At 71.4% G+C, this 19,345-nt stretch carries 17 protein-coding genes, 1 tRNA gene and 1 pseudogene; 9 read left to right on the top strand and 10 right to left on the bottom strand.

Features of this window, described 5'->3' with window-relative positions:
* Positions 1-20 precede the first annotated feature (20 nt).
* The 3 genes from ACWDR3_RS00095 to ACWDR3_RS00085 form a co-directional block, all read right to left on the bottom strand.
* Positions 21-2,876, bottom strand: a complete 2,856-nt coding sequence (locus tag ACWDR3_RS00095; protein ID WP_450349443.1) for a helix-turn-helix transcriptional regulator — start codon at positions 2,874-2,876, stop codon at positions 21-23.
* Positions 2,877-2,937: 61 nt separating this feature from the next.
* Positions 2,938-3,852: an NADP-dependent oxidoreductase gene (locus ACWDR3_RS00090; RefSeq protein WP_450349441.1), complete on the bottom strand. Its 915-nt coding sequence runs from the start codon at positions 3,850-3,852 to the stop codon at positions 2,938-2,940.
* 123 nt (positions 3,853-3,975) lie between these two features.
* Positions 3,976-4,938 (bottom strand): zinc-dependent alcohol dehydrogenase family protein, encoded by a 963-nt coding sequence (locus ACWDR3_RS00085; protein WP_450349439.1) that lies wholly within the window; start codon positions 4,936-4,938, stop codon positions 3,976-3,978.
* A gap of 95 nt (positions 4,939-5,033) precedes the next feature.
* Between ACWDR3_RS00085 and ACWDR3_RS00080 the strand changes: the two genes are divergently transcribed.
* From ACWDR3_RS00080 to ACWDR3_RS00070, 3 genes are all read left to right on the top strand, one after another.
* Positions 5,034-5,684 (top strand): TetR/AcrR family transcriptional regulator, encoded by a 651-nt coding sequence (locus ACWDR3_RS00080; RefSeq protein WP_450349437.1) that lies wholly within the window; start codon positions 5,034-5,036, stop codon positions 5,682-5,684.
* A gap of 42 nt (positions 5,685-5,726) precedes the next feature.
* Complete coding sequence (locus ACWDR3_RS00075; protein WP_450349435.1) at positions 5,727-7,019, top strand: MFS transporter; 1,293 nt, start codon at positions 5,727-5,729, stop codon at positions 7,017-7,019.
* A gap of 170 nt (positions 7,020-7,189) precedes the next feature.
* Positions 7,190-7,954, top strand: a complete 765-nt coding sequence (locus tag ACWDR3_RS00070) for an SDR family NAD(P)-dependent oxidoreductase (protein WP_450349433.1) — start codon at positions 7,190-7,192, stop codon at positions 7,952-7,954.
* A 33-nt stretch (positions 7,955-7,987) separates the two neighbouring features.
* Here the strand turns inward: ACWDR3_RS00070 and ACWDR3_RS00065 are convergent, their stop codons facing one another.
* Positions 7,988-8,596 (bottom strand): TetR/AcrR family transcriptional regulator, encoded by a 609-nt coding sequence (locus tag ACWDR3_RS00065; RefSeq protein ID WP_450349431.1) that lies wholly within the window; start codon positions 8,594-8,596, stop codon positions 7,988-7,990.
* Between the two features lie 237 nt (positions 8,597-8,833).
* Here ACWDR3_RS00065 and ACWDR3_RS00060 point away from each other — a divergent pair, with 237 nt between their 5' ends.
* Both ACWDR3_RS00060 and ACWDR3_RS00055 read left to right on the top strand, forming a co-directional pair.
* Entirely contained in the window at positions 8,834-9,187 is a 354-nt protein-coding gene (locus tag ACWDR3_RS00060; protein WP_450349429.1) for a hypothetical protein, read from the top strand.
* A gap of 133 nt (positions 9,188-9,320) precedes the next feature.
* Entirely contained in the window at positions 9,321-9,668 is a 348-nt protein-coding gene (locus ACWDR3_RS00055) for a hypothetical protein (protein WP_450349427.1), read from the top strand.
* Between the two features lie 64 nt (positions 9,669-9,732).
* On the opposite strand, the gene ACWDR3_RS00050 is transcribed toward ACWDR3_RS00055, so the two are convergent.
* Positions 9,733-9,804: transfer RNA gene (locus tag ACWDR3_RS00050), tRNA-Val, on the bottom strand.
* A 186-nt stretch (positions 9,805-9,990) separates the two neighbouring features.
* Here ACWDR3_RS00050 and ACWDR3_RS00045 point away from each other — a divergent pair.
* The 3 genes from ACWDR3_RS00045 (at position 9,991) to ACWDR3_RS00035 (ending at position 12,545) form a co-directional block, all read left to right on the top strand.
* Entirely contained in the window at positions 9,991-10,761 is a 771-nt protein-coding gene (locus tag ACWDR3_RS00045) for a DUF4097 family beta strand repeat-containing protein (protein ID WP_450349425.1), read from the top strand.
* Positions 10,762-10,849: 88 nt separating this feature from the next.
* Positions 10,850-12,199 (top strand): hypothetical protein, encoded by a 1,350-nt coding sequence (locus ACWDR3_RS00040; protein ID WP_450349423.1) that lies wholly within the window; start codon positions 10,850-10,852, stop codon positions 12,197-12,199.
* A gap of 127 nt (positions 12,200-12,326) precedes the next feature.
* Complete coding sequence (locus tag ACWDR3_RS00035) at positions 12,327-12,545, top strand: FmdB family zinc ribbon protein (protein WP_450349421.1); 219 nt, start codon at positions 12,327-12,329, stop codon at positions 12,543-12,545.
* Positions 12,546-12,551: 6 nt separating this feature from the next.
* Here the strand turns inward: ACWDR3_RS00035 and ACWDR3_RS00030 are convergent, their stop codons facing one another.
* From ACWDR3_RS00030 to ACWDR3_RS00020, 3 genes are read right to left on the bottom strand one after another with little or no spacing between them, the layout of a single operon-like run.
* The gene (locus tag ACWDR3_RS00030) at positions 12,552-13,364 is read right to left on the bottom strand and encodes an HAD family hydrolase (RefSeq protein WP_450349419.1); all 813 of its coding nucleotides are present in this window, start codon (positions 13,362-13,364) and stop codon (positions 12,552-12,554) included.
* On the bottom strand, positions 13,364-15,919 hold the full coding sequence (locus ACWDR3_RS00025; RefSeq protein WP_450349417.1) for a phosphoribosyltransferase: 2,556 nt from the start codon (positions 15,917-15,919) through the stop codon (positions 13,364-13,366). The genes ACWDR3_RS00030 and ACWDR3_RS00025 overlap by 1 nt, the downstream gene beginning before the upstream one ends.
* Positions 15,920-15,972: 53 nt before the next feature.
* Positions 15,973-17,139 carry an HpcH/HpaI aldolase/citrate lyase family protein gene (locus ACWDR3_RS00020; protein WP_450349415.1) on the bottom strand — a complete coding sequence of 389 codons (1,167 nt, stop codon included), beginning with the start codon at positions 17,137-17,139 and terminating at the stop codon, positions 15,973-15,975.
* A 186-nt stretch (positions 17,140-17,325) separates the two neighbouring features.
* Between ACWDR3_RS00020 and ACWDR3_RS00015 the strand changes: the two genes are divergently transcribed.
* Entirely contained in the window at positions 17,326-18,147 is an 822-nt protein-coding gene (locus ACWDR3_RS00015) for a TerD family protein (protein ID WP_450349413.1), read from the top strand.
* Positions 18,148-18,199: 52 nt separating this feature from the next.
* On the opposite strand, the gene ACWDR3_RS00010 is transcribed toward ACWDR3_RS00015, so the two are convergent.
* Positions 18,200-18,937: a TerD family protein gene (locus ACWDR3_RS00010; RefSeq protein WP_450349411.1), complete on the bottom strand. Its 738-nt coding sequence runs from the start codon at positions 18,935-18,937 to the stop codon at positions 18,200-18,202.
* 112 nt (positions 18,938-19,049) lie between these two features.
* Positions 19,050-19,292, bottom strand: a pseudogene (locus tag ACWDR3_RS00005) (DUF475 domain-containing protein); the annotation flags it as partial.
* Between the last annotated feature and the right edge of the window lie 53 nt (positions 19,293-19,345).

Here is a 19,345-nt window from a genome sequence, read left to right as displayed (position 1 = left end):
CGCCCCCGCATCTCGTTTTCCTACTCCTCGGGCGAGCCGCCCAGGGCGTCGCGGAGGGCCGCTCTGGAGGTGATGCCGAGTTTCGGGAAGACCTGGTAGAGGTGGGCGGAGACCGTGCGCGGGGAGAGGAAGAGGCGCTCGGCGATCTCCTTGTTGGTGTGGCCGGCCGCCGCGAGGTGGGCGATCTGGCGCTGCTGCGGGGTCAGCGAGGCCAGGCCGGTGTCGGCGGTGGTGGAGACGGTGATGCCGGTGGCCCGCAGTTCGCGGTCGGCGCGAGCCGCCCAGGGCGTGGCACCAAGGCGACGGAAGATCTCGGCCGCCTCGGCGAGATGCCGGCGGGCGTCGGCGATCCGCTTGAGGCGGCGGAGATGCGAGCCGTGGCCGAGCTGAACTCGGGCCAGGTCGAAGGGGTGTTGGCCGGATTCCGGGGACGTGATCGCCTCCTCGACGGCCGAATCGGCCGACGCGCTCGGGGCGGTGAGCGCCTCGCCCGCCAGGACGATCAGGCGCAGACGCGGGGAGAGTTCGTCGAGGCCGCAGTCGCGGGCGGCCGCGAGATGAGCCGCCGCCTCCGCCTCACGGCCGGTGTGGACCGCCGCCTCGATCAGGTCCTGGAACACCCACAGCGCGTGCGGAGCGTACGGGGCGAAGGTGCCCGCGGGACTCACGGCCGAGGCGTTGAGGAACGCGGTGTCGAACTCGCCCCGGCCCAGGGCCGCGAGAGAGCGGACGTGCGACGCGTACGCGGTGACGATCCCGGCCCGCCGGGGCATGGCCCAGGCGTCCATGTCGCGGGCGGTGTCCGTGGCCGCCTCGAAGTCACCGCGCGCGGCATCCAGCAGGGCCCCGGTGAGCCTGCCCGACCAGGCGAGCAGGTCGTAACCGTGAGTACGGCACAACTCCAGTCCCTCGTCCGTCAGTTGCCGTGCCTCGTCCCACCGACCGGTCCGGAACGCGTCCTGCGCGAGCAGGAACAGCGCCTCGATGCCCGAGGTGACCGCGCCGCCCTCCCTGCCGTGCCGGACCACCCGTCGGAGAGCCTCGCGGCACGCGGGGAGCCGGTCGAGATACGCGACGGCCATGGCCGTACGGACGATCCGGGCGGGGCTGACCTCATGGCCGAGGGCGGCCACGGCGGCGTCGGCGCGGGCGAGGGTCTCCGGGGTGTGGCGGGCCGGGTCGCTCAACGTCCTTGCCAGGAGCGCCAGTTCCTCCGGCGGGGGTGAGGCCAGGGCGTCGACGGCTCGGTGCAGCGGGGGCCACAGGTCGGCGCGGCCACCGGTGAAGCTGATCATGGTGAGGGTGTGCAGCGCCTCGACGCGGACCAGTCCGTCGGTATCGGCATCGGCCTCGGTGTCGGCGCCACGCGGGAGCGGTCGCCGCTCGTCGAGAGCCGCCGTCAGCAGACCGTGCGCGGCATCCACGTCACCGTCGCCGTGCAGCAGCCGGTACGCGGTCGCGACGGTGGCGACGAGCGGTCCGTCGGGGCCGGGGTGGGCGTCGCGGGCCCGCTCGATCAGGCCCGGGGCGTCCCGCAGATCGCCGGTGACGAGGGACCCCAGGTAGGCGGCCTCGGCGAGGCGGCCGCCGCGGACCTCGCCGGGTGGGCTGAGCTGGGCCGCGCGCAGCAGTTTGGCGACGGCACCGCCGTAGTCGCCGCGCCGCAGATTCCGGTGGGCCACCTCGTGCAGGCGCGCGGCGACCTGTTCGTCGGGTTTCTCGGTGGCCTCGGCCAGGTGCCAGGCGTGCCGTTCGGGCTGGCAGTGGGCGAAGCGGGCGGCGAGCACGGTGTGGGCGCGGCGGCGCTGGTCACTGGTCGACAGTTCCACCACCGCCGCCCGGATCAGCGGGTGCCGGAAGGTCAGCCGCCCGGCGGACTCGTCCACCCGCACCAGACCGGCCTGTTCGGCGGGTGTCAGGCCCGTTCCCCCGCGGTCGGCGGCCACCGCCCTGACGACCCGCAGGTCGGCCTGGCCGTCCAGGGCGGACAGGAGCAGCAACTCGTATGCCGGGTCCGGGAGTTCCTTGACGCGGGCGCTGAACACCCGTTGCAGCCGGTCGGTCAGCGGCAGGGTCGCGGGCAGGGTGCCGGCGGTCGCCAAGTCGCCGAGCGGAAGGGGGAGTTCGAGGAGCGCGAGGGGGTTGCCGAGGGCCGCGTCCAGGAGGCGCCGTCGTACGCGCGGGGTCGTCACGGGATGGCGGGCGGCCAGCAGTTCGGCCGCCGCCGGCTCCGTCAGGGGTGCCACCTGGACGGTCGGCAGGTTCCCCTGGTCGAAGAAGTCGGCCTCACCCGTCCGGCAGGCCGCGAGCAGCGCCACCGGCAGCCCGGTGAGCCGGCGGGCCACCATGCCCAGGACCAGCGCGCTCGCCCGGTCCAGCCACTGCAGATCGTCCACGACGAGCAGCAACGGCCGCTCCACTGCCGCCCGTCGCAACAACTCCAGTACGGCGCTCGCGGCAAGGAGCCGGGTGGGCGCCGGGCCGGTGCCGAGCCCCAGCGCCACCTTCAGCGCACCGGCCAACTGCGGCTGCGATGCCGCCAGTTCGTCCAGTTCCGCCAGACACGGCTGGAGCAACTGGTGCAGGGCGGCGTACGAGATGTCCGCCTCGAACTGCGCGCCGGTCGCCCGCAGCACCCTGGCCCCGGCGCCGGTGGCCAGGGCGGCGGCATGGTCGAGCAGGGCGGTCTTGCCGACACCGGGGTCGCCGGAGAGCAGCAGCGCGTCCCCCGCTCCCGCGGCGATCCGCTCGGCGAGCTCCTCCAGCCGCCGGAGCTCCGGCTCGCGCCCGATCAGCTCGGGCGGCCGGTCGGATGCCGACGGCACCGGCGGCGGGACGGCTGCCGCCGGACGATCGTGTGCGCCGGGCCCGTCCATGACTCGCTCCTCCTCCGGTCGGAAACCGAAACCCCGCTGCTCGGCCACTCCCCCGCTCGGCTCACTCCACGGTGATCACGATCTTCCCCTGCCGGTGTCCAGTCTCCACCCGCGCATACGCCCGTGCCGCCTCCGCCAGCGGAAACTCCGCTTCCACGGGCAGCACGACCCGGCCCGCCTCGACGAGCGGCAGCACGGACGCCATGACCTCCGGGATGGGGAAGGACTCGGTGGACAGGTGCACGCCGTGCTCGGACGCGGTCGGGTCGGCCAGCGTGACGACCCGGCTCGGATTGCCGCCGACGAGGTCGACCGACAGGCCGAGCACTCCATGGCCGTACGCGTCCAGGACGTGGTCGATGTGCGGGGCGGCCGCTCGGATGCGGTCGGCGAGGCCGTCGGAGGCGTAGTCGACCGGGATGCCGCCGAGCTTGAGGTAGGCCGCCCGGTTGGCGTCGCTGACCGTGCCGACGACCGTGAGGCCTTCGATGAGCGCGAGCTGGGTGGCGACGAGACCGACACCGCCCGAAGCGCCATGGATCAGCAGCGTCGCCCCCGGGCTGACATCGAGCTGGCGAAGACCCCGGTAGGCGGTCTCGACGGCGATCGGCAGGGCGGCGGCCTGCGCGTGGGTGAGCCGGTCCGGCTTGGCGACCAGGTCGTCGGCCGGGGCGAGCGCGTGGGTGGCGACGGCGTCCCGGGTCGCCGAGCGCCCGAAGACGGCCTGGCCGATCTCCCAGGCGTCCACGCCGTCGCCGACCGTGTCGACGATGCCGGACAGTTCCATGCCCAGGCCCGCCGGGCTCGTGAGCGGCTCGGTGGCGAAACGGCCGCTGCGTAGCTTGGCGTCCCGGGGGTTGACGCCGGCCGCGCGGACGGCGACCCGGACCTGTCCCGGTCCGGGCGTGAGCGGCCCGACGTCGACGAGCCGCAACACCTCGGGGCCGCCGTACTCCGCGTACTGAAGTGCCTGCACGATTACTCCCTGGCTGAGGTTGGAAGGGGATTCACTCCTTCCACCGTGCCGGGGATTCCGTCCGCTGGAATGTGTCAAATGACTGAGCCGGGAGTCGGGCGGGCGCGCAGGACAAGCGCCGGACTACGGGATCAGCACGATCCTGCCGAACACCTCACCGGCGTCCATCTTCCGGTGCGCCACCACGGCCTCCTCCAGCGGCAGCACCTCGTGGACCACCGCCTGGAGCTCACCGCGGGCCGCGGCGGCGAACTGCTCGGTCCGCTCGGCCCGCAGGGCGGCCCCGTCCACCGTGTCGAGGCTGAAGGTGGCGAAGGTCAGCGACCTCTGGAACGAGGCCATGAGCTTCGTACCGAAGTCCGCCGGCGGCCGGCCTCCGACCATGCCGACGGCGACGAGGCGGCCGTTCGGATCGAGCCGGTCGAAGAACGCGGGCAGGTCGGGGCCGGCGACGATGTCGATGATGACGTCGTAGCCGGCGGGCGCGTCCGCGCCGCCGGTGCCCGAGCGGTCCAGGACGTGGGTCGCGCCGAGCGCGCGCAGGCGTTCACCCCGCTCGGCCGACGAGGTCGTGACGGCGACCGCCGCGGCTCCGCCGCGAGCCGCCAGCTGTACGGTCATGAGCCCGAGGCTGCCGGACGCGCCGCGCACCAGGACGGTCTCCCCCGGCACGAAATGGGCGTGCGCGAGGGCGAAGTGCGCGACGGACCCGGCACTGCCCAGCGTCACCGCGTCGACGGCGGACAGCTCGGCGGGGAGCGGAACGACCCGCTCCACCGAGGCGACGACCTGTTCCGCGTAGCCGCCCCCGGCGCCCGGGGATCCCCACACCCGGCGGCCGATCCATGACGCGTCGACGCCGTCACCGACCGCGGTGACGGTGCCCGCCACCTCGCCACCCGGGACGAACCCCGCCGTGAAGCCGTAGGAGGCCAGCGCGCCACTGCGTATCAGGGTGTCCACGCCGCCGACGCCCGTCGCCTCGACGGAGATGAGGACCTGCCCGGCCGCAGGTCGCGGCGCCGGAAGATCCACCACGGCCAGACCTTCCGGTGCTCCGAACGACTTGATCTCGATGGCCTTCAACGTGGTCTCCGTCCAGGTCGGGGGTGTTCGAGGCGGTTGCAGCCGCCGTTTCGGACCGTAACGGACGCCCCCGTCCGTTTGGCTAAAGTGAGAGCGTGACCCACGATTTGCCTCACACCCTGCGCTCCGACGCCCAGCTCAACCGCGAACGCATCCTCGACGCGGCCCGCGCGCTCTTCCGCGCCGAGGGCCTGAACGTGCCAATGCGGGAGGTCGCCCGGCACGCCGAGGTCGGACCCGCCACGCTGTACCGCCACTTCGCGACCAAGCAGGCCCTCGTGACCGCCGCATTCGCGGACCAGCTGCGCGCCTGCCGGGACATCGTGGACGCGGCCTGCGCCGATCCTGATCCGTGGCGTGGTTTCCGTACGGTCGTCGAGAAGATCTGTGAACTGCACGCGCGCGACCGGGGGTTCACCGAGGCGTTCATGTCGACGCTGCCGGGAGCGGACGCCGCGGCCGTGGTGGCGAGCAGTGACCACCAGTGGAAAGCGGTCGCCGCGCTGGCCCGGCGAGCCAAGGAAGCGGGGCGCCTGCGGCCCGACTTCACGCTCGACGACCTCGTACTGATCCTCATGGCCAACAAGGGGATCCACGCCGCGTCGCCCGACCTCCAGGCCAAGGCCTCCCGCCGTTTCGCGGGGTTCGTGATCCAGGCGTTCGAGGCCCGCCCGCACCTGACGGCACTACCACCGGCGGTGACGTTCGAACTCCACGAGTCGCTCGGGGGTCCGCCTCGGCGTTAATCGCCTTTCCCGTCGGCCCGGTTGAGGTCTAGGGTCCGGGTCGTGGTCCGGCAAGTGCCCAACGATGAGCGAATTCTGTGGCGGGACCGCGACTTCCGTAGCCTCTGGTTGGGCCAGACCGTCTCTCAACTCGGCGAACACACCAGCCTGTTGGTGCTGCCGCTCTTCGCCGTCCTGGCACTCGACGCCAGTGCGGGCCAGTTGGGCGCGCTCCGTGCGGTGGGGCAGGCGCCGATCCTGTTGCTCTCGCTCTTCGTCGGTGCGTGGGTGGACAGTTGGCGGACCCGCACGGTGATGGTGCTGACGGACGCGGGCCGGACCCTGGCCCTGGGCGCCGCCGCGGTGGCCGCCCTCCTCGGCTCGCTCGGCCTGCCCGCCCTGTTCGCGGTCACCTTCGCCGTCGGCGCCCTGTCCGTGTTCTTCGACGTGGCCTACCAGGCTTCCCTGGTAAGGCTGGTGACACATGATCAGCTGGTACGGGGCAACAGTGCCCTCGAAGGCAGCAGATCCGCGGCCCAGATCGGCGGCCCCGCCCTCGGCGGTACGTTGGTGACCCTGCTGTCGGCACCGATCGCGGCTGCCTCCAGCGCCCTGTTCTTCGCGCTGTCGTTCCTCTCGATACGCCGGATCCGGCACCGCGAATCGATCCCGGAGCGCACGCGACGCGCCCCGCACATATGGCGCCGGATCCACGAGGGCCTCCGCTTCGTCCTCGGCGACACCTCGCTGCGGACGGTCTGCCTCGCCTCGGCCGCCTTCCAGTTCTTCTTCGCCGCCACGCTGACCGGCTACCTGCTCTACCTCCCCCGGGAACTGCACCTCTCGGGCACCGCCGTAGGCCTGGCGCTCGCGGCGACGGGACCGGGCGCGCTCCTGGGCTCGGTACTGGCCGCCCGCCTGCCGCGCCGGTTCGGGTACGGCCCGGTGCTCGTCTCCGCGGCGGCGCTCGGCGACGGCGCCTTCCTCTTCGTACCCGCGTTGCACGGCTCCTCCGCGCTGACGCTTCCCGCGCTCCTCGCGGTCGGCTTCGTGTTCGGGACGGGCGGCCAGTTGGTGAACGTCACGGTGATGGCCGTACGACAGGCGGTCACACCGGACGGGATGCAGGCGCGCGCGGCCGCCACGATCACGTTCGCCGGCATGGGAATGACTCCGCTCGGCTCCCTCCTGGGCGGCTTCCTCGCACAGGAATGGACCTTGCGGGCCGGCCTCCTGACGACGGCGGCGGGGATGCTGCTCTCCCCGGTGCTGATGGCACTGTCCCCACTCGCACGCCTGGGCCGGACGCTGCCGACCCGGGCGGAACGCACCACCGCGGCCCCGCACTCCCCCTGATTCCCGCCGCCTCCCGGAACTCTTCCGGCACTCTTCCGGCACTCTTCCGGCACTCTTCTGGACTTGCCAGTCCATTTTTTTCGCACCACAGTGGCACCCGCGTCCTGGCCGCCCCACCACCCAGGACCCGGTTCGGACCGCCGGTGGGGATTCGAGCAACGGAGTGGAACATGTCGATGCGGCTCGCGGGCAAGACCGCCTTGGTGACCGGAGCGACCAGCAACATCGGGCGGGCGATCGCGGAGGCCTTCGCCGCCCAGGGGGCGCACGTCGCCGTGTCCGGCCGCAGCGCCGAGCGGGGCCAGGAGGTCGTCGACGGCATCCGCGCCCGCGGCGGCCGGGCCGATTTCGTACGGATCGACCTGGACGGCAGCGCCGCCGCCTCGCAGGCGCTGGCCGAGGAGGCGACGGCGGTCCTCGGGGGCCGTATCGACGTCCTGGTCAACAACGCCGGCATCTACCCCGGCGACGCCACGGCGGCCACCGACGAGAAGACCTTCGACCAGGTCTACGCCGTCAACGTGAAGGCCCCGTTCTTCCTGACCGCGGCCGTCGCCCCCGCCATGGCGGAGGCCGGCGGCGGAGCGATCATCAACCTGGGCTCCTGGATCGCCCGCCTGGGCATCCCGGTCGCCGCGCTCTACAGCTCCACCAAGGGGGCCGTGGAGACGCTGACCCGGGCCTGGGCTGCGGAGTTCGGGCCGCAGGGGGTACGCGTGAACGCGATCTCCCCGGGCGTGGTGCAGACGCCGGTACCCGGCGAGACCCACCCTGCCGAAATCATGATGAAGGGCACCCCCGCGGGCGGCATGGGCACGCCGGACGCCATCGCGAGCGCGGCGGTGTACCTGGCCAGCGACGAGTCCTCGTTCGTGCACGGCATCGTGCTCGACGTCGACGGCGGCCGTACGACCGCTGCGGTCATCGCGGCCTGAGCCACGACCGGAGTGCGTGAGCCGGGGGCCGGGTCACGCCATGACACTGCCGGCGTGCCGCAGGTCGGCGATCCCCTGATCGAGCGCGGCACGCAGGTGGGTGGACCGCCCCGTCGACAGCAGGATCGACACGCCTCCCTGGATCCCGGCGAGCAGCGCCGCGGCCCGCATGTCGACGTCGACGTCCTCGGGGACCAGGCCACGCGCCTGCAACGCCCTGATCCCCCTGGCCAGGCTCTCCTGCCACTGACGCGCCAGCTCGATCACGATCGCCCGCATCCCGGGAGTCGAGCGTCCGACCTGAAGAAGCAGCGACCCGAGCGGACACTGGTCCCCCTGCGCCTCGTAGCGCTCGATCACGACGTCCCGCCAGCGCCCCCAGGCCTCCCACGAGTCGAGACAGCCCAGATACGGCTGCTGGTCCGCGAGCACCTGATCCGCCTCGAACTGGGCGACCGCGATGAGGAGTTCGTCCTTGCCGGCCGGGAAGTAGTGGAACAGCTGGCTCTTGCTGGTCCGGGTCCGCGCCATGACGTCGTCCAACGTCGCCGAGGCAACACCCTTCTCCCGCAACACCGCCGCGGCCCCCTCGACGATCCGACTCCGGGTCGCCTTCCCCTTGGCGGTCAACTCACCACGCATGCCACGACTCCCTAGGACTGGACTATCCAGTCCACTGTAGTGCCGGCATTCCGGCACCCGGGCCGTGGTGGCGTCCTGCTCCCGGATGCGTTGCGCTGGTTGTGGCGGTCGCCGGACCACCCCAACTGACGCGCGAGGACGCAGCCGCACCCGTTGTGCGGACACCCCTCGGCCCGCCTCACTCTTGCTCCGGAGGCCGCCCTGTGGCTGACTGGCAGCGGTGCCGAGGGGGAGCGGATGGGCAACTGGGTCGTGATCGCGGAGTACTACAGCGACGTTTACAGGACCGAGTTCATCTGCCATGGGCTGGAAACGAAGGACCAGGCACTCAAGGCGCTCCATGCCGCCCTCCACACCTACTTGCCGAGCAAGAACATCGTCGAGAAGCGGCGTCGCGTGTACCGCTTCGCCGACCAGGAGACATACCTGGTGGTGATCAAAGGCAAGCTGTCGGAGTGGGAGTGCACGCTGCGCGTCGCGGAGCTGGTCTCCGACTCGACCGACCCGGCCGTGGCCGAGCGGGCGCAGATGAACGACGGCGCGGCAGACGTGGCCGACTGGCCGCAGGACCACATCCCGCCCGGCTACTGAGCACCGGCCGGAACTCCGCCCAGCCCAGCCCGATCATCCCGCCCCGCCCGATCACCCCACCCAACCGCACCCGTTCGCATGAACCCCGTGAAGGAACTCGCATCCCAAATTCGAACAGGCGTACCATTGCGCCGTGGCTGAGACCTACGACTTTCCGAGTGACCTCCTCGCCGGTCAGGAGGAGCTGCATCAGGTCCGGGCCGAACTGTCGGCCCTGCTCAAGCGGCTGCCCTGGTCGGTCGTACCCCTCGACGGCTTCAGCGACGAGGGCGGCTGGCGCAAGGTGGAGCGCCCCGCGTCCCCCGGCTGGACGTCCGACGAACAGGCCGAGGTGGAGAAGCTCCGCCAACGCGAACACGAACTGGCCGTCTTCGTCACCACCCACCGCTTCTGGGTGGAGGTCACACAAGGAGAGCGGGTCCAGGCCCGGATGAGACTGAAGTACGCGCACGGGGACGAGGGCGGAGCCGAGGACATCTGACGCGTCCTCGAACGCAGAAGGCCCCGGCCGATGCGGCCGGGGCCTTCTCTTGTTCATTCCAACGTGGGCGCGGACGGTTTCGAACCGCCGACATCCTGCTTGTAAGGCAGGCGCTCTACCCCTGAGCTACGCACCCGCGGGTCAAGACGAGTCGACAGCCTACCTTGCCCTGGCCAGTGTCCCGCAAACGCGTATCAGGGATGACCCTGAGTCGGATCGGGGGTTATCCCCACCCCAGATCCGGGAGCCGCCCGGATCCCTCCGCGGCCCCCCGCTCCGTACGGTCGTAGAGCCTGCACAACCGCCTCAGGGGGAGACCGCCATGGACCGCACCACCACAGCCCGTACCGCCCTTGCCATCGGAGCCGTCGCACTGCTCGTCGGGGGTGCCACCGCGTGCGGGGCGTCCGCCGGGGACGACAAGGATCCTGATCACCGGACGTTCGCGTTGGAGGGGAAGACGCTCACCGTCGATTCCGACGACTCGGCGCTGGAGATCGTCGCGGCGGATTCGAACGCGGCGGGGAAGATCGAGGTGACCCGGTGGTTCCAGGGGAGCGTGGCCATCGGGTCGGACCCGAAGGTGACCTGGTCCATGAAGGGCGACCGGCTGGTGCTCAGGATGAAGTGCAGCGGCGTCGTCGCCGACTGCGCGGCCAAGCACCGGATCGAGGTGCCGCGCGGGGTCGCCGTGAAGGTGGAGGACGGGGACGGGAGTGTGCGGGCCCGTGGGTTCAAGGACGCGCTGAACATCCGTACGGGTGACGGTTCCGTGCATGTCACCGACTCCAGCGGGCAGCTCCAGGTGCGGACGGGTGATGGGTCCGTGCACGCCGACGTCTCCTCGCGCCAGGTGCGTACGCAGACCGGTGACGGCTCCGTGCACCTCGAACTGAGCGCCGTACCGGACCTGGTGGAGTCCCGCTCCGGCGACGGCTCCGTGACCATCGCGCTGCCGCGTGCCTCGTACCGCGTCACGACCCAGACCGGCGACGGAGGCGTGGATGTCTCCGTGCCCCGTGACAGCGGCAGCCCGCATGTCGTGACCGCTCGCACCGGTGATGGAAAAGTCACTTTGAAGACCGCGAACTAACCGGCCCGTGTGTTCGTCCTTAACCGGTGGGAGAATGAAACGAGACACCGGTAACGGGTAAGGACGGATGACAGCTCGGGAGAGGCATGTGACGGCGACACCTGGGAAGCCGTACTCGCCGTCGGTGCGGGACACCCTCACCCTCCTCGCGCTGCCGCTGGTCGTCGCCCTCGCCCTGCCCGTCGCGTTCGCCGGCGGCGGCACCCGGCGCTGGTTCGGCGGCCGGGCCGAGAGTCAGCGGGCCGAGGCGCAGGCCGCGAAGGACGCGGCGGCGGCCGCGTTCTACGAGCTGGACACCGCCCAGCGGGATCTGCGGATCTCGATAGAGACCATCACGGCCGTGGACGACTCGCCCGCCGCCCGGCGCGTGGTCGCCGACTTCGAGGCGCTGGGCCGTCGCATCGACGAGGCCAGCCGGCAGTACATCGAGGCGGTCGACGCGCACGACCTGGACCGGGACGAGCTGGAGGCGTCGGTCGCCGCCCACGCGCGCACCGAACTGACCAAGGCCAAGGACGAACTCGCGAACGTCAAGCGCGAGCTGGACCGCTTCGGCGACAGCCTCGGCCCGCTGATCGGCAAGGCCGAGACCCAGCTGGCCCGCCTCGCCCCGGCGGTCGAACGGGCCAGGCAGGGCCTGCTCGCCGCGTCGAACGCCCTGGACGCGGTACGGGAGTCAGGGCTGCGCGCCGACGACCTCGCCGCCCGGCTCGCCACCCTCGCCCCCGAGCTGACCAAGCTCAACCAGGGCGCGGGACAGCACGGTGTGCCGGAGACCCTGGAGCGGGCCGAGCGGGTGGCGCGGGAGGCCGCGACCATCCGGGTGGAGGCGGAGCGGCTGCCGGAGAAGGCCGCCGAGATCGACCACCGGCTGGTCTCACTGCGCACGCGCGCCCAGGCGCTCACCACCCGTGCCGGGCAGGTCGATCCGGTGCTGAGCGAGCTGCGCCGCCGCTTCACCGCGGCTTGCTGGCAGGATCTCCAGCACGTGCCCGACCAGGCCGGGGAGAACGTACGGCAGGCGGAGCTGAAGCTGAAGGAGGCGCAGTCCGCGCGGGACGCCCAGCGCTGGCCGGACGCGACCGCACTGCTGTCGACGGTCCGCGCGCTGCTGAACACGACGGACGAGTCGGTCTCGGCCGCCGGCGACCGGCTGCGCCGGCTCAACGCCGTGCAGAAGGATCCGCAGCAGGAGATCGACCGCACCCGTTTCGCCATCCGGGACGCCCAGCGCCTGGCGATGTCCGGCCGCAGCACCCCCGACCCCCGCCAGGCCCGCCCGCTGGACGAGGCCGTGGCCCGCCTGGACCGGGCGATCACCGGCCTGGAGGGCCGCCACCCCGACTACTGGCACTTCCTGACGGAGACGGAAGCGGTCCGGCAGTCGGTGGCACGCGTGGTCGCGCAGATCCGCGAGGAGCGCGGAGGCGTCCACTGAGAGTGGTACGGCCGTCGCGTCCACTGAGAGTGGTACGGCCGTCGCGTCCACTGACGGTGGTACCGCCGTCGTACGACGGTCTGCCATGTCTGTACGACGATCCCGCGCCGCCCGTTAACCTGTGCCCATGCCTCGCTACGAGTACCGCTGCCGGACCTGCGGCGACACGTTCGAACTGAACCGCCCGATGGCCGAGTCCGGCGCGCCCGCCGACTGTCCGGCCGGGCACGACGACACGGTGAAGCTGCTGTCGACGGTGGCCGTGGGGGGCGTCAGCAAGTCCGCCCCCGCGCCCCAGGCGGGCGGCGGAGGCGGCGGTTGCTGCGGCGGGGGCTGCTGCTCCTGACCTGCGTCAGCGGGGCGCGGCGGAGGCCTTCAGGAACTCCCGGAGGATCCGTTCGCCGGCCAGCACGCCCCGCTCGGGCAGGGCGGTGATGCCCGGGGCCGTGAACTCCGCCTCGGCCAACTCCCCGTGCCCCGGCCGCCATCCGCGATCGGCGGCGAGCAGCAGGTCGGCGTCGAGGAGTGAGTCCCCCGCGGCCAGCGTCAGTTCGGCGCCGGTGCGGCGGGCCACCTCGTGCATGGCGGCGCTCTTGGTGAGCGGCTTGGGCACGGCGTAGATCTTGCGGCCCTGCAGGGAGACCGTCCAGCCGCGGTTCTCGGCCCAGGCGGCCAGTTCCTTCACCCACTCCTCGGGCAGCAGCTCGCGCTCGACGACGAGGTAGGCGAACAGGTCCTCGGCGTTGCGCTGCTTGCGCAGCCACAGCGGGTCGGCGGAGGCCGCGAGGTAGTCCTCGACCTCCGCGAGCGGCGCGCACTCGTCCGCCAGCCGTGCCGTCACGCGCGCGTGCCAGTCCGCGTCGGAGACACCGTCGACGAGCAGGTGCCCGCCGTTGGCGCAGATCGCGAACTTCGGTTCGGGGCCTGGCAGGTTGATGCGCTGGTACTGCTTACGGGTCCGGGTCGTCGTCGGTACGAAGACCGCCGCGTCGCCGAGTTCGGTGAGCAGCCCGGCCGCCGTCTCCGTCATGAAGGACAGCGGCCTGCTCTCGTGCACCTCGACGCAGAGCAGCCGGGGCGCCCGCGCGTCGGGCATGGTCAGCGCGAGGGCCGCCGCGGAGTAGATGAGCGTACGGTCGAGGTCGCTCGCCACCAGTACCGGCATCAGACCGCCACCGCCCTGCCGTCGGCGCCGGTCGCGCCACGGGTGAAGCGGGGGTGGATCAACCCCACGCAGGTGTACGGGAGTTCGCCGACCTCCTCGACCGGTACGCCGCGCTGTTCGGCGAGCAGGCGTACGTGGTCGAGGTCGGCGCCGGCGCCCGCTCGGGCGAGGATCTTCCAGGGCACCCGGCGCAGCAGCACGCGGGTGGTCTCGCCGACGCCGGGCTTGACGAGGTTCACGTCGTGGATGCCGTACTCCTCGCTGATCCGCTCAACCGCCGCCCAGCCCTCCCAGGTTGGGGTCCGGTCGCCGGACAGCAGCTCCTTGGTCTGGGCGTCGACCGCCTCCGTGACCTCGGGGAAGCGGGCGGCGACGGCGTCCAGGAAGTCCACCGAGACGTCCGCGCCGGCGAGTTCGCGGTAGAACTTGGCGCCGTGGAAGTCGTGCGGGCCGACCAGGTCGGAGCGCAGGACCGTGCGCGAAATCAGCCCGGACACAGTCGAGTTGAGGCACGCGGAGGGGATGAGGAAGTCCGCGCGGGTGCCGTAGGTGCGTACGCACGAACCCGGGTCGGCCAGGACCGCGATCTCCGGGTCGAAGCCGCTGACTCCTTCGGCGGCCTCGAACTCCCGCACCGCCTGGGCGAGTTCGCGGGTGATCGCGCCCTTGCCGGTCCAGCCGTCGACGAACACGACGTCGGCCGGGTCGTGGTGGGCGGCCAGCCAGCGCAGCGCGTTGACGTCGATACCGCGGCCGCGCACGATCGAGACGGCGTAGTGCGGCAGTTCGACGCCGTGCCGGAACTGGGCCCAGCGGCGCATCAGGACGCCGACGGGGGTGCCGGCGCGGGCCAGCGAGACGAGGACCGGGCGGGGCGAGCGCTCGGCGAGCACGATCTCGGTGACGGCTCCGACCGCCTGCGCGATCCGGGTGGCGGACGTCTTGAGCGCGGCCTGGAACAGCTCCTGGTACTGCTCGCTGGGCTGGTACTCGACCGGCAGCGACTCCGCGTAGTGGGCGCCGCCGCTCTGGATGGCCTCCTCGCGCTCCTCGGTCGGTGCCTCCAGGGTCACGTCCGAGAGGTCCTGGAGCAGCCAGCCGACCTCGTCGGGCGGGTACGAGGAGAACGCGGGGCCGCGGAGGGGCTCGGGCAGCATCGGGGGCCTTTCGGGGACGTACAGGGGTTCGGGTACGTAGGAGGGGACGACCGCGAGCAGGATCTGCGGGGCGTGTGCCGCGAGCCGGGCCAACAGGCCGTCCGGCGCGTGCAGTTCGGGGGTGTCGGCGGTGGAGTCGACGACGGCGACGACGGCGTCGAAACCGGGTTCGCTCGCGCTGGCGGCCACGTTGTAGGCGTACCGCTCGCCGGGGCCGTCGGCCGGGGTGTCGTGGGCCGGGAAGACTATGCGGTTGCGTATCGCGTAGCCGGGGTCGTCGACGGCGAGGACGGGTGAGCGGGTGGTGGTGGAGTAGCGGACGTCGGCGTCGGCGACCTGTTCCAGTTCGCGGGCGAGTCTGAGGGGCGTGTACATCAGCTCCTCGAACCCGAGCACGAGGACGCTTCGCGCGTCGGCGGGGAGGGCCTCTGCAAGGCGGGCGGCCATGGCGGGGAGGGCGTTTTCGAGGCGGGCTCTATGGGCGGGGGTGAAGCCGTGTCTACCGCCGTCGGGGAGGCCTCGGGGCCAGCACAGTTCGACGCGGTCGATGCGGCCGAGGAGAGGTTCGGTGGTCGGGTGCGAGCCGGTGGGGGCTGGTCGCGCAGTTCCCCGCGCCCCTAGGGCGTTGACATCCGAGTTGGCTTCGACGGTGAAGTCGGCTTCGGCGCGGACGCCGCTGTCTTTCAGGGGCGCCTCGTACTGCGCCACCAATGCCTGTCCCTTTTCCAGGACCCCCTCGGGGAGCCGTACGGTCCCCGAAGCCGCCGTCACCAGATCAACACGCGCGCCGATCTCCCGCGCGAAAACCTCCAGCCGCCCAGAATCCGCCGCCGACCTCATGTCGACCAACGCGACCACGACATAACGACCCCGCGGATACCGCTCGTGCAGATCGCGGATCGTGTTCAGGACCGTGTTGCCCGTCGAGAACTCGTCGTCCACGAGCACCAACGGCCCGTCGCCGACCAGCAGTTCGGGGTCCTCCGGCAGCAGGAGATGGGACGTCGCGTGGGAGTGCGCCTCCTCGAAACCGCCCGCCGTCGCGACCCCCGCGACAGGGCGGCGCGTGGAGTGGAGGTAGGGGGCGAGACCGATGCCGTCGGCGACCGAGTGGCCAAGACCGGTGGCCGTCTCCGCGTAACCGAGGACGACCGCCGCGCGGGCCTCTTCCGTGCCCAACAACTCCCGTACGCGACGGCCGAGGGCGAACCCGTAGCCGTAGACGACGGACGGTGCCTGGGGTACGTGCTTGCCGAGCACGTTGGAGACCAGGAGATGCGCGCGCTTGGGGTTGCGGCGCAGGGCGAGGCCCAGCAGGTCGGTCAGTTTGGTGTCGCCCACGAGTTCGAGCCCGAGTCGCTCGGCGACCCAGGTCCCGGACCAGACCCCGTTGTTCACTGCGTTGATGACGATTCCCTAGTTAGTCCCGAGACGGTCCCGGATGGCGACGCTCAGCCGGGGATGCCCGCGGCGAGCAGGTCGACGAAGCTCACGTCCTCGTGCGCCACGCCGAAGATCTCGGCCCGCAGCATGGTCCGCTCGGCCCATGCGCGGTGCGGCTTCACCTCGTTCATCTTGTTCGTGTACGCCGATCTCAGCACGCCTCCGCCGTCCCGGCCGGGGCGCACGATGTCCGCGGCGTCGCTGAACTCCTCGTGGCTGACCACGGACAGCGCGTGCACGGGCAGGACGTGGGAGGGGTGGATGCAGGTCTTGCCCATCAGGCCGTTGGCCTGGTCCAGGGAGATCTCCCGCAGCAGCCCGTCCATGGCGTGCTCGATCAGTTTGATCCGCAGCTCCACCGCCTGCCCCTCCAGGAAGGGGCTGGTGCGCAGCATCGGCTTGAACATGCGCTCGGGGACGCGGAAGTACTCCCACACCGGCCCGGTCACCGTGAATCCGGTGCCGTCGGCCCGGCCCAGCATGTTCACCACGTCCGAGATCACGGAGGCGATGACGTGGACGTCGTAGGCCGTCATGTCGGGGGCGCGGCGCAGGCCGTAGGAGGAGCAGAAGTCGGTGACGCCCAGGCGCAGGGCGAGGACGCGGTCGCGGTACTTGTCGACGGCGCGGAAGATGCCCTCCAGGGTCTCCACGCGCGACTCGCGGTACAGCAGCTCGGGCGATTCGAGGACGGGCATGGCGAACAGCCGGCGGCCGCTCACGGTCTCGGCGCTCGCCAGGGCCTCCAGGAACGGGATGCCGCGCTCCTCGGTGAACTTCGGGAAGACGAATCCGGACAGCAGCCGGACGGTCGCGCCGAGTCGCTGGACGAGGTCGGGGATCTGCTCGGGCGTGCGCACCCTGATGAACAGCAGCGGGACGTCCGCGCCCACGCGTGCGTCGAGGTCGGCGAACTGGCGGACGAGGTTCTCCTCGCCCGCGGCGACGTCCGCGTCGTCGATCGAGTCCTCCAGGCACAGCACCATCGAGACCACGCCGAGTGCCGCCTGCTTGACGATGTCGTCGGCGAGGCGCGGCCGGGTGGCCGGGCTGTACAGCGTGGCGCCCAGGGCCGCGGAGAGCAGCCGGGCCGGGGAGTCGGCGGTGAACTCGCACGGCTCCTGATGGAAGAGACGCTGTCGCACCTCAGGGGCGATGTGCCCGAAATGACGCATAAAACTCCCCCGTGGCGCAAGGTAAGCCTGTGGATTCTGGAACAGGTGGCCGGTAATAGTACGTATGGACCCATGTCAAGGGTTCCCGTCGGTCATGAATTTCTGGTAACGCCAACGGGCACAACGGTGGTGGGCCGTAGGCCCCCCGCATTGTCGTGACCAGGACCGAGAGGGCAGGATGACCGCATGACGCACGCGATGCTGAAGGGGTCGAACGTCCCGCTGGAAGCCACCACGGTACGGGCCGTGCTGCGCTGGACGCCCGGGCCGGGAGTTCCGGACGTCGACGCCTCCGCGCTGCTCCTCGGCCCCGAAGGTCGTGCCCGCTCCGACGAGGACTTCGTCTTCTACAACCAGCCCCGGCACCCTTCCGGGAAGGTCTGGTGGCTCGGCAAGAAACGTGCCGCCGATGGCCCCACCGACACCATCCAGACAGATCTGGCCGGTGTCGAGCCCGCCATCAGCCAGATTCTGCTGGTCGCTTCGGCGGAGGACGTCACCTTCGACCGGGTACAGGGGCTACGCATCCTGCTGTACGACGCGTCGGTCGCGGACGGCGAACCGCTGCTGCACTTCGACATCAAGCCGGAGACCGGCAAGGAGACCGTGCTGGTCTGCGGCGAGCTCTACCGCCGCGGGGAGGGCTGGAAGTTCCGCGCCCTGGGCGAGGGCTACTCGAACGGTCTGCGGGGGCTCGCGATCGACTTCGGCATCACGGTGGACGAGTCGGAGACGGCCCCGGAGCCGTCCCCGCAGGCGCCGGACGCCTCGTCCTCCCAGCCGGACGCCCCCGCCCAGCCGCTGCCCCCGGAGCAGCCGGCCACGGTCCCGGCCCAGCCGGACTACGGCTATCCGCAGCAGCCGCCGGCCACCCAGCCCGCGTACGGCTATCCGCAGCCCACCAGCCAGCCTGCCTACGGCGGCTACGGCTATCCGCCTCCGGTGACGACGGTGCCCGCACCGGATGTCCAGCTGCCTCCTCAGGGGCCGCAGTTCATCCGGCCCTGAGAGAGCGCTTGAGGGCGGGCAGCGGGCGAGGGCGGGCCCGGCCGGCAGGCCGCTAGCGCTCCGCCTTCGCCTTGTAGCCCCGGCCCCACTGCAGTCCCCACCCGTACAGGCGGTCCAGCTCGGCCTGGAAGCCGTAGACGAACTTCACCTCGCGGCGCACGATCAGTTCGCCCTTGATGTTCTCGATCATCACGACCGCGCAGGAGCGGGCCTGGGGGTGGCGTTCGTCGAGGTGGATCTCGATGCGGGGGCCGTTGCTCGGGTAGAGCGTGACGCTCGCATGGGTGCGGTCGAACGCCGGGGTCTGGTCGTAGATGTAGACGAAGACCAGCAGGCGCTTGATCTCGTCGCGGTGGTCGAGGTTGATGTAGATCGTCTCGCCGGACGCCGAGCCGAACCGGTCGTCGCCGCTGAGCTTGACGTACGGCGGTCCGTTGGTGTCCCCGAGATAGCCGCCGAGGGGTTGTACGACGCCCTTGGAGCCGTCCATCAGCTCGTAGAGGCAGCCGAGGTCGAGGTCGACGTTGACCATGCTCTGGCTGTGGCCCATGACCTCCGGCGGCTTGAGGGCCTTGAAGGGGTGCCGCAGCAGGGACTCGCGGGGCGAGCCGCCTATGTCGGAGGTCCGCATCCGCCAGTTCAGGTTGACGCGCAGGTGTCCGGTGGCCGCTCCCTGCTTGGTGAGGGAGACCTGATGGTGCCGTTTGGTCAGCTCGATGGCGTTCGTGGCCGCGCTGCCGGAGTCGAACTCGCCCTTCCGGCCACCCAGGATTCCGTCGAAGAAGCCCATTCCCGCCCGCCCCTAAGTCCACCGTGTTCACGGCGCTCACGTGGAAAAACCGGCAGGGCGGCCGGAGGCTTCCGGCCGCCCCGCTGAGAGCGTTCCCGCCCCCTGAGGGGTGTCACACCCCGGACGAGACCTCAGTCTTCTCGTCCGTGCCCGTCGCTTTTCCCTCTGCCGCTGCCAGGGCTCGGTTGCGGCGGACGGAGGACCAGAAGGACCAGCCGATCAGGACCACGCCGACGAGGCCGGTGATGACCTCGTTGATCTGGTACTGGATGGTGACCAGGAGGATCACGGCCAGCGCGCCGATCGCGTAGTGCGCGCCGTGCTCCAGGTAGACGTAGTCGTCGAGCGTGCCCTGTGGGCTGCCCTCACCTTCCTCAGCGGACCTCTCAGTTCCCTCTCAGACCAGGC

Source organism: Streptomyces sp. NPDC001002 (assembly GCF_053599215.1).
Note: the sequence above shows the minus strand (reverse complement) of the source record. Positions and strands in the feature narration are given on the sequence as shown.

Coding starts and splice junctions, on each gene's coding strand:
- ACWDR3_RS00015 (WP_450349413.1), top strand. CDS start 17,326: ATGACGCACGCGATGCTGAAGGGGTCGAACGTCCCGCTGGAAGCCACC.
- ACWDR3_RS00035 (WP_450349421.1), top strand. CDS start 12,327: ATGCCTCGCTACGAGTACCGCTGCCGGACCTGCGGCGACACGTTCGAA.
- ACWDR3_RS00070 (WP_450349433.1), top strand. CDS start 7,190: ATGTCGATGCGGCTCGCGGGCAAGACCGCCTTGGTGACCGGAGCGACC.
- ACWDR3_RS00030 (WP_450349419.1), bottom strand. CDS start 13,364: ATGCCGGTACTGGTGGCGAGCGACCTCGACCGTACGCTCATCTACTCC.
- ACWDR3_RS00065 (WP_450349431.1), bottom strand. CDS start 8,596: ATGCGTGGTGAGTTGACCGCCAAGGGGAAGGCGACCCGGAGTCGGATC.
- ACWDR3_RS00020 (WP_450349415.1), bottom strand. CDS start 17,139: ATGCGTCATTTCGGGCACATCGCCCCTGAGGTGCGACAGCGTCTCTTC.
- ACWDR3_RS00060 (WP_450349429.1), top strand. CDS start 8,834: ATGGGCAACTGGGTCGTGATCGCGGAGTACTACAGCGACGTTTACAGG.
- ACWDR3_RS00010 (WP_450349411.1), bottom strand. CDS start 18,937: ATGGGCTTCTTCGACGGAATCCTGGGTGGCCGGAAGGGCGAGTTCGAC.
- ACWDR3_RS00045 (WP_450349425.1), top strand. CDS start 9,991: ATGGACCGCACCACCACAGCCCGTACCGCCCTTGCCATCGGAGCCGTC.
- ACWDR3_RS00095 (WP_450349443.1), bottom strand. CDS start 2,876: ATGGACGGGCCCGGCGCACACGATCGTCCGGCGGCAGCCGTCCCGCCG.